7 protein-coding genes and 1 pseudogene are annotated in these 7,396 nt (G+C 41.6%); 3 read left to right on the top strand and 5 right to left on the bottom strand.

The window, feature by feature from the left end; translation table 11 throughout:
• Positions 1-125 (top strand): annotated as a pseudogene (locus IM456_RS12555) (IS630 family transposase); the annotation flags it as partial.
• Here the strand turns inward: IM456_RS12555 and IM456_RS12550 are convergent.
• The 3 genes from IM456_RS12550 to IM456_RS12540 form a co-directional block, all read right to left on the bottom strand.
• Positions 122-1,243 (bottom strand): hypothetical protein, encoded by a 1,122-nt coding sequence (locus tag IM456_RS12550; RefSeq protein WP_287692182.1) that lies wholly within the window; start codon positions 1,241-1,243, stop codon positions 122-124. The pseudogene IM456_RS12555 and the gene IM456_RS12550 overlap by 4 nt on opposite strands.
• A gap of 73 nt (positions 1,244-1,316) precedes the next feature.
• On the bottom strand, positions 1,317-2,255 hold the full coding sequence (locus IM456_RS12545) for a glycoside hydrolase family 25 protein (RefSeq protein WP_287692181.1): 939 nt from the start codon (positions 2,253-2,255) through the stop codon (positions 1,317-1,319).
• Positions 2,256-2,498: 243 nt separating this feature from the next.
• The gene (locus IM456_RS12540) at positions 2,499-3,608 is read right to left on the bottom strand and encodes a T6SS phospholipase effector Tle1-like catalytic domain-containing protein (RefSeq protein ID WP_287692180.1); all 1,110 of its coding nucleotides are present in this window, start codon (positions 3,606-3,608) and stop codon (positions 2,499-2,501) included.
• A gap of 107 nt (positions 3,609-3,715) precedes the next feature.
• On the opposite strand from IM456_RS12540, the gene IM456_RS12535 reads away from it, so the two are divergent.
• Together IM456_RS12535 and IM456_RS12530 are read left to right on the top strand one after the other, a co-directional pair.
• The gene (locus tag IM456_RS12535; protein WP_287705215.1) at positions 3,716-3,874 is read left to right on the top strand and encodes a hypothetical protein; all 159 of its coding nucleotides are present in this window, start codon (positions 3,716-3,718) and stop codon (positions 3,872-3,874) included.
• A gap of 254 nt (positions 3,875-4,128) precedes the next feature.
• Positions 4,129-4,845, top strand: coding sequence for a hypothetical protein (locus IM456_RS12530; protein WP_149987618.1), 717 nt, complete (start codon positions 4,129-4,131; stop codon positions 4,843-4,845).
• A gap of 70 nt (positions 4,846-4,915) precedes the next feature.
• Here the strand turns inward: IM456_RS12530 and cysK are convergent, their stop codons facing one another.
• Together cysK and IM456_RS12520 are read right to left on the bottom strand one after the other, a co-directional pair.
• Positions 4,916-5,875: a cysteine synthase A gene (cysK, locus tag IM456_RS12525; RefSeq protein ID WP_079206013.1), complete on the bottom strand. Its 960-nt coding sequence runs from the start codon at positions 5,873-5,875 to the stop codon at positions 4,916-4,918.
• Between the two features lie 89 nt (positions 5,876-5,964).
• Entirely contained in the window at positions 5,965-7,200 is a 1,236-nt protein-coding gene (locus IM456_RS12520; RefSeq protein ID WP_287692178.1) for an RNA-guided endonuclease InsQ/TnpB family protein, read from the bottom strand.
• Between the last annotated feature and the right edge of the window lie 196 nt (positions 7,201-7,396).

The raw sequence follows: 7,396 nt of genomic DNA, 5'->3' as shown, positions 1-7,396 counted from the left end.
ATCGAGAATTTGAAAATAAAGAAGAACTGGAAAAAGTAGTCAATCAGCTTTTAAATGAAGGGGGATTGATTATTAAATGGAGTAGAAAACTTAAAAATAAGGGTAATGCTGTCAATGTAACTTAAATGCGTAAAAGCTTACTACCATTTCGACGACGAGTTAAAATAGCTACCTCAAAATCCCAATCCTTTTCGGTTTCAATGAGTCCGATAGCGGGCAATTTTTCTCGAATCACTTCCCAAGGCTGGCGGTTAGCATCATAATGAAGTTTGGTATCATTATTCGCTACTTGAATACGCACTTTCGTCTGAGGAAGAGTTTGAGCCATCGCCATTGCTACTAACTCATCAGCACCCCAAGTAATTGGCTTTTTCAGAGTAGATAAATGGTATTTTTCCAGAAGTTGATAAAGTCTTTCTTGGATTTTATTGCGAACTTTTATAGCGACTGAACTAGGGGAATCTCCCATAGCACAAACAAGAGCAGAGATAGACAAATGGCTTGCTTGTAAAAGGCGAATTGACTGTTCAATACGCCACAATTCTTTTTCATGTCTTGGTACTAGGCTGTCAGAGGTAGAGTTACCAACACCCACAAAAGATTGAATAAGAACTGCTTTATCAAATTTAGAAAGAGTAGCAAGATAGTCTTCAGGATATTGGACTAAACGCTCGGCAATAATAAACGCTGTATCCTTAACAGAAAGTAAGGCATTGAGTTGTCTGACAAGACTATCTACTTGTCTTCTCGGTCCCAAAATATAAGCTGGATAAATGCGTTCTGAACGTCCGTCTAATCCATTTAAAGGAAAAATCCCCAGTCCCGCTTTATCTTGTTCTGTTGGTCGATGATACACCTTAAATTGAGACTGCTTAATATCTTGTAATATCTTGGCCACAGGGTCATTACTTTTAATTTCGACATGGGGAATATAAGCGAACCATTTCGCTATCTCATTAACAGGGTTTGTCAGTTCTAATTCCCAGTGGTTATTGGCTGCAGATTTGTAATCATTAATCTCAAGTTCATCTTCAGCTATCAAGGAAAATTTTTGAGTAGGGTCAGTAATCTGACTGCTATCTAGGGTAGATTGTTTGATAACAGTATTGACTAGAGCTTTCAGTTTTTGAGTAGTCATCATTTTTGCTCCTTTTTTGCCTGATTCTGGACAGGTTAATTCAACAACGGCAGACGGTTCACAAAAGTTAAGTAAAAAGTTATTCTTTTGGATTGTCATCATCATCAGGATTATTAATAAAGCCTGAAAGAATGGGAAATAATCTCCTCACACTTGATGCTTTTCATTGAATAAAAAGTCAAACAATGACCGTATTATTGGGAATAAAAGCAATTAAATCACTTAAAGACCCATTGAAGCGGTTGACATCCTCTCTTGACTCTAAAATTCCGGGGATTTCAGCGTGATCGCTATATTGCCAAAATGTCCAACGATCCCATTCATTAGGAATTAAGGGTTGTGGATTGGGGGTATAATGAGCGACCCACAAAGGATAACCAGAAAAATCTCTGACTCCTCTCATCCAACCATTCCAAAAGCCGTAACTGGTATAAATAATCGGTTTACGATTAATTTCCGATTCGATGACATCAATCCACTTTTTAACCCGTTGGACTCGCTCAGGTTTGCTCAAAGAATTCCATTGTTGCTCCACTGAGGCAGGGTAATGTTCTAAATCAATAACGGGTGGTAAATCATTTACCCCGATGGGATCAACACTATTAACGTAATCCAGAAAGTGTTTAGCCTGTGCTTTGGCATCGATTGTCGGTCGGAAAAAATGATAAGCTCCCCGAATTATACCAACGCCCTCCATTTGTCGCCAATTACGGGGAAAAGTTGCGGCTTTCCACGTTTCTCCTTCCGTTGCTTTGGCAAAGGCAAAGGTGTAACCTGCTTGTTTCACTCGAATCCAGTCAACTGTTCCATCGAAATCCGACACATCCAGCCCTTGTTGAAAGCCCGGTTTTTCTATAATTAATTCAAGACCAACACTATTAACGGTGTTACCATTTTGATCTAAGCCAATTATCTGAATCTGTCTTCGTCCTACACCTGTAAATGCAGGATAAGTGAGCGTCCACTCTCCTGATTCCACATTAACACTACCTAAGTGCCACTGTTCGGCAAAAATCTCAACTCGAACAGTTTCATTGTCTGCTTTTCCTTTGAAGGTAACAGGCGTGCCGCATGAAAAAGCATCTCCATTTTTTGGACTGGTGACTTGTAAACTCATAGGTTTTGCCTCCAAATGATAAAAGTCGAGAGTTAGTCATAGAATAATTCTCCTAAGTTGAACAACAATTAGTTGCCGCAAAAAAGCAATTAAGCGAATCATTCTCTTGAGAACAATTTCTCGTTTTATAGCTGGCTGAATTTCTTGAATTGTGATACTTTCATGGCAAATCCTCCTAATTAGGTCAGATTATGAGTGTTTATGTAAGTAAAGTGAAGGCGACATTTTTGAGGCAGAAAGGTGCTAAACAGAGACTGTTTCTTGCTTTCTGAAAGTGCCAAGCTCTTTCTCAAGCATCATTTTAACTTCGGGAATAGCGGGTTTATAAGGTGGATTAACATTCAGGTCAGTCCAGCGATTTTTAACACTTTCATGCAAATTGCTAACATCCCCTTCAAACTGGCGAGGTGCTGTTCCCGCTATATTAAACTGCCATTTTGGCGTATTATCAAAATACGCACTAGAATTGGGATGAACTCCATGTTGAACATAACTTTTATCTAAGGCCAAACCCAAGGCTTCGACTTGTTCCATCATCCACAATAAAGCCCCATCGGATAGGCCAGATTCTTCCTGAGAACCTCCACCAACACAACCATGACCCCCCGGAAACCAAACCTGAACCACTTGTTCTTTTTGTTGTCTGATCTGGGTAGAATGGGGATGCATTAGCGTTACATCGAAAACCTTACGAATTTCATCAATGGCAACTGCATGAAACGCCTTTTCAATTGTAGGATTGATGGTCGAATCATAAAAGCGATAACGTTCGTTGAACTTTTCATCTAAGTGCAGAGAATGAACGATATCGGGGATACCTAAAGAAGCAACCGTATCCCAACAGCATAAGGCTTTAATGGGAACTCGTCGTCCATACTGATTACGGAAATCAATGGCATTTTTACCGTTAGGTGCGTTATCTGGTTCTTGTTTTTCTCGGTAAATTTCGTAGGCTTTGGGGATTTGTCGGATAAATTCCCGATACAACAAACCACAATTATAAATTAACCCAGCTAAACAGCGTACAGTGTAAGCTCCCCGACTAAACCCAAAGAGATAAATTTCATCTTCAGGTTGATAGTTTAAGCACAGAAAACGATAGGCATCCTCAATCTTATGATCCATGCCAATGCCTAAAGCGCCTCCACCAATTTTAATTAAAGTATCAGTCACCTCGGTATTAGTTTGTTTTGTCCCAATGCCTTCGTCATAATAGATGATTTGACGGATAGGGTTGCCCTTAGTATCATCAAGTGGCGTGATAGCTTGTGCCATTTTGACAACATTGGTAGGATAACCTTGTCCTAAATCTTGCCAAGTTCCATCACAACAAACAATAAGACGGCTTTTCATAGCGATGAACCTCCTAGGTTTATTAAAGCTTGCCAGTTTACGGAATATTTGAGGATTCTAGTGAATCATTACTCAAAATTATCGAGATTTTCCTTTAGGTAAAAGTCATGCAAGACTCAACCGAGACAAAGGACGTTTTAACCCTGTTCGGAAGTGAAATAGATGAGTTAGATAGCTGGCGTGACTGGGTAAAATTAGGTGCGGTACTTATACTTACTACTCTAGATCGTCTATCAGAATTTACTGCCCTAAAGACGGCAAATTAACATATTTCTTTAGGTTTCTGTATATAAGTTTACAGAATATTGTTCGGCTATTTATTAATAAAAAAAGTTGAGTTTGATTGAAAACCATCCTAACACTTTAGCTCGCCAATCTGAACTTTAGCCGATTCTCGATCGCAATTTTAGGCCACCCTAGCACTTCGCTCTTTTCCCACAAGGATTTTTACCGAGAAAAATGATCTGTCTGCCTGAGAACAGGCTATAGTGATCATCAAACCCTCAGTGAAAAACTTCCCGTGTCTTCAGTATTCCGCCTTCCTCCCTATTTTTCCCCCGCTCTGCAGCGTCGAGTCATCAAAACTCTCGCAGCAAAAAAAACCCGTCAATTCTTGACATGGGCGGCAGCTTGTGCTAGTTTTTTGATCCTCTGGGCGTGGAATTGGCAGTTAGTTTTGGCCACTTTAACCGGGGTGGGGGCGATGATTGGAGTTTACCATCTCCAGGGTCAAAACTGGCGATCGCTGTGGCTGTGGGGGCGTGCTTTTTTCAGCGCCGATAGCGGTAAGTTAACTTTAGCGGTAGTCTGTGGCGGTTTAGGCAGTTTAGCCACCTATCTCGCTGTCGCAATTTGGACCTATGCCGAAAATCGCTGGTTGGCCCTAGCCTCAATTTTGCAAGGATTTGGCACGGTTTTGACTTTAATCCTGCTAGGATGGCATTTTCTCGACCATCGCGGTCAAAATGAGTCAAAAAACTTCGATCGCTGGTTAGAAAAATTAACAGTCAATGATCCCTTAATGCGCTTAATGGCAGTCCGACGTTTAAGTGAAATGCAACTTTCCCCCAGTCGTCGAGAACAATGCCAAGAATACTTCCGTTATCTTCTCTCGCGAGAAACCGATGCACAAGTGCGATCGGCTTTACTCGATAATTTTTCCGGCAAAGAAGCAATCAAACCGCAACCTTTACAAATACCACTACAGGTGAAAAAATCCCTCTTGAAATATGATTAAAAAGCTCTCTGCTATTAGCAATCAGCCCTCAACTAAAGCTGACTGCTAGACGCTAAAGACGATATTTTTTTCACACCAAAGTTAACTCGCGCTCCTCGATATTTTGGAACATCAGTGTACTCAGATAACGTTCCCCGAAACTAGGCTGAATCACCACAATTAATTTACCCTCATTTTCCCGTCGTTGGGCTAGTTGAATTGCGGCACAAAGATTGGCACCGGAAGAAATCCCCGAAAGCAAACCCTCTTCTTTTGCCAGACGACGACCAAATTGAAAAGCTTCCTCATCACTGACAGTAATTACCTCATCAATCAGATCTGTGCGTAAAACTTCCGGAATAAAACCCGCACCGATACCTTGAATTTTATGAGGACCGGGATTACCCCCAGAAATCACCGGACTATTGAAAGGTTCCACCGCGACTACTTGAAAACTAGGTTTACGGGATTTAATCACTTCAGCGACTCCCGTAATCGTGCCTCCAGTACCCACACCCGCAACAATAAAATCTACCTGTCCCTCCGTATCTTGCCAAATTTCCTCAGCAGTGGTGAGACGGTGAATTTCCGGGTTAGAAGGGTTGCGAAATTGTTGCAACATATAAGCGCCGGGGATACTATCGACGATTTGCTGCGCGCGTAAAATTGCCCCTTTCATGCCTTGGGAACCGGGGGTAAGTTCTAGGGTAGCACCGTAGGCTTTTAACATCGCCCGGCGCTCTAAACTCATCGTTTCCGGCATAGTTAAAATTAAGCGATAACCCTTAGCTGCCGCAGTCATCGCTAGAGCAATTCCCGTATTGCCAGAGGTGGGTTCCACTAAAACCGTGGTTTCTGGATTGATTAAACCCGCTTTTTCGGCACTATTAATCATGTGAGTGCCAATGCGGTCTTTGACGGAAGCAGCGGGATTCATCCCTTCTAATTTCATCACAATTCGGCCAAGACAGCCCTCCGCTTGGGGAATCCGATTCAATTGTACTAAAGGTGTGCGGCCAACCAATTCGGTGACATCGTGAGCGATACGCATGATATTTTCTCAGTCTAGGTGATTCGTGTGCTTATTTATAGCGTTGACATACTCCCCCGCATGAACGACGAGGGATTCTTATTCATAGTTCATAGAAATCCACTTGTTATCTCTGGTTTCCCTTCAATAGTAGAGGCGGTTTTCTCCCCATGCTTTCGGTCTTCCGACCCAGATTCCCAATGCCCTTGGGTACTGTTTTGCCATTCCATCCCGAGAACTTCCATTCCTCTTTTAAGAATATTTAAAGCCGCATTTGTATCACGACAGATTTTAATTCCACAGTGAGGACAAGAGTGAGTTCTAGTGCTTAGTGACTTTTTCACCCGATGACCACAATTAGAGCAATCTTGGGAAGTGTAGTTGGGTGCAACCGCAACTATTGCTTTATCCCAAATTTTGCCATAGTAGTCTAGCCATTGAGTGAATTGATACCAACCTGCATCAGAAATAGACTTAGCCAAGTTATGATTCTTGACCAGATTCGACACTTTTAAAGCCTCATACACCACAACATCGTTAGATGCCACTACGTTTCGGGCTAACTTAATCGCCCAATCTTTCCGCTGGCGTTGAACTTTCAGGTGGAGTTTACCCAGTCTTTTTCTGGTTCGATGGTAGCTCTTGGATTGAGGTTTTGCCCCTTTTCTATACTTTTTACTTAATCGTTTTTGTTGACGTTTTAGCCTTTTTTCTGCTTTTCGCAAATACTTAGGATAAACTACAGCATTGTCGTTTTGGTCTTTGTAAAAATATTGCAATCCCAGGTCAAGACCGATAACATTGCCTGTATAGTTTCCCTGCTCTTTGCGGTCAGCATCAAAGCAAAATTGGGCATAATACCCGTCGGCTCGGCGTACAACACGAACACGATTAATCTTTAGTCGAAAGAGGTCTTCTCTTGTTTCCTTGTCGCAATAAAGAGAAAAAGCACCGGCATTAAAACCGTCAGTGAAAGTAATATACATACAATCATCTGAGAGTTTCCATCCCGAAACCTTATACTCAACAGAGCGACAATGCTTTTTGAATTTTGGATAGCCTTTTTTCTTTTCTCCTTTTCGACAACGAGTATAGAAGTTAGAAATAGAAGCCCAAGCTCTTTCTGCACTGGCTTGACGAGCGGCAGAGTTTAACTTTTTGGCCAAAGAGAACTCTTGAGCAAGGACTTTGCACAGTGCATATAAATCATTTCTTCCTACCCCCGAATTATCCATCCAGTATCTAACCGCTTTGTTACGAATAAATTGGGCGGTACGGATGGCTTCATCCAGAGCTTGGTATTGCTCTTTAGTGGCGTTTAGTAGCTTGGCTTCTCTAACTATCATGTCTTGATTTTATCACAAGAGGTGGTTGATAAGCAACTATTGAGAAGAAAAAGCCGCAATTCTCAGTTTTAGACATAGCAAGCCTTTTAGGGATTTAAAGAACATTTTAAAGGGGGATTTTTGGGGCAACTTTGGGTGTACTATCACGTCAAAAGCCTGAAGACTCGTGACATGAAATTTGCAATCCCATTGAATT

The sequence above is a fragment of the Microcystis sp. M079S1 genome (assembly GCF_020246425.1).
Classification (GTDB): domain Bacteria; phylum Cyanobacteriota; class Cyanobacteriia; order Cyanobacteriales; family Microcystaceae; genus Microcystis; species Microcystis aeruginosa.
The sequence above is the reverse complement of the archived record's forward strand: the minus strand, read 5'-3'. Positions and strand labels throughout refer to the sequence as shown.

Bases quoted from the DNA above. Each gene is read 5' to 3' on its own strand.
- IM456_RS12550 (WP_287692182.1), bottom strand. From the start codon at position 1,243: ATGATGATGACAATCCAAAAGAATAACTTTTTACTTAACTTTTGTGAA.
- cysK (WP_079206013.1), bottom strand. From the start codon at position 5,875: ATGCGTATCGCTCACGATGTCACCGAATTGGTTGGCCGCACACCTTTA.
- IM456_RS12520 (WP_287692178.1), bottom strand. From the start codon at position 7,200: ATGATAGTTAGAGAAGCCAAGCTACTAAACGCCACTAAAGAGCAATAC.
- IM456_RS12540 (WP_287692180.1), bottom strand. From the start codon at position 3,608: ATGAAAAGCCGTCTTATTGTTTGTTGTGATGGAACTTGGCAAGATTTA.
- IM456_RS12535 (WP_287705215.1), top strand. From the start codon at position 3,716: ATGCAAGACTCAACCGAGACAAAGGACGTTTTAACCCTGTTCGGAAGT.
- IM456_RS12545 (WP_287692181.1), bottom strand. From the start codon at position 2,255: ATGAGTTTACAAGTCACCAGTCCAAAAAATGGAGATGCTTTTTCATGC.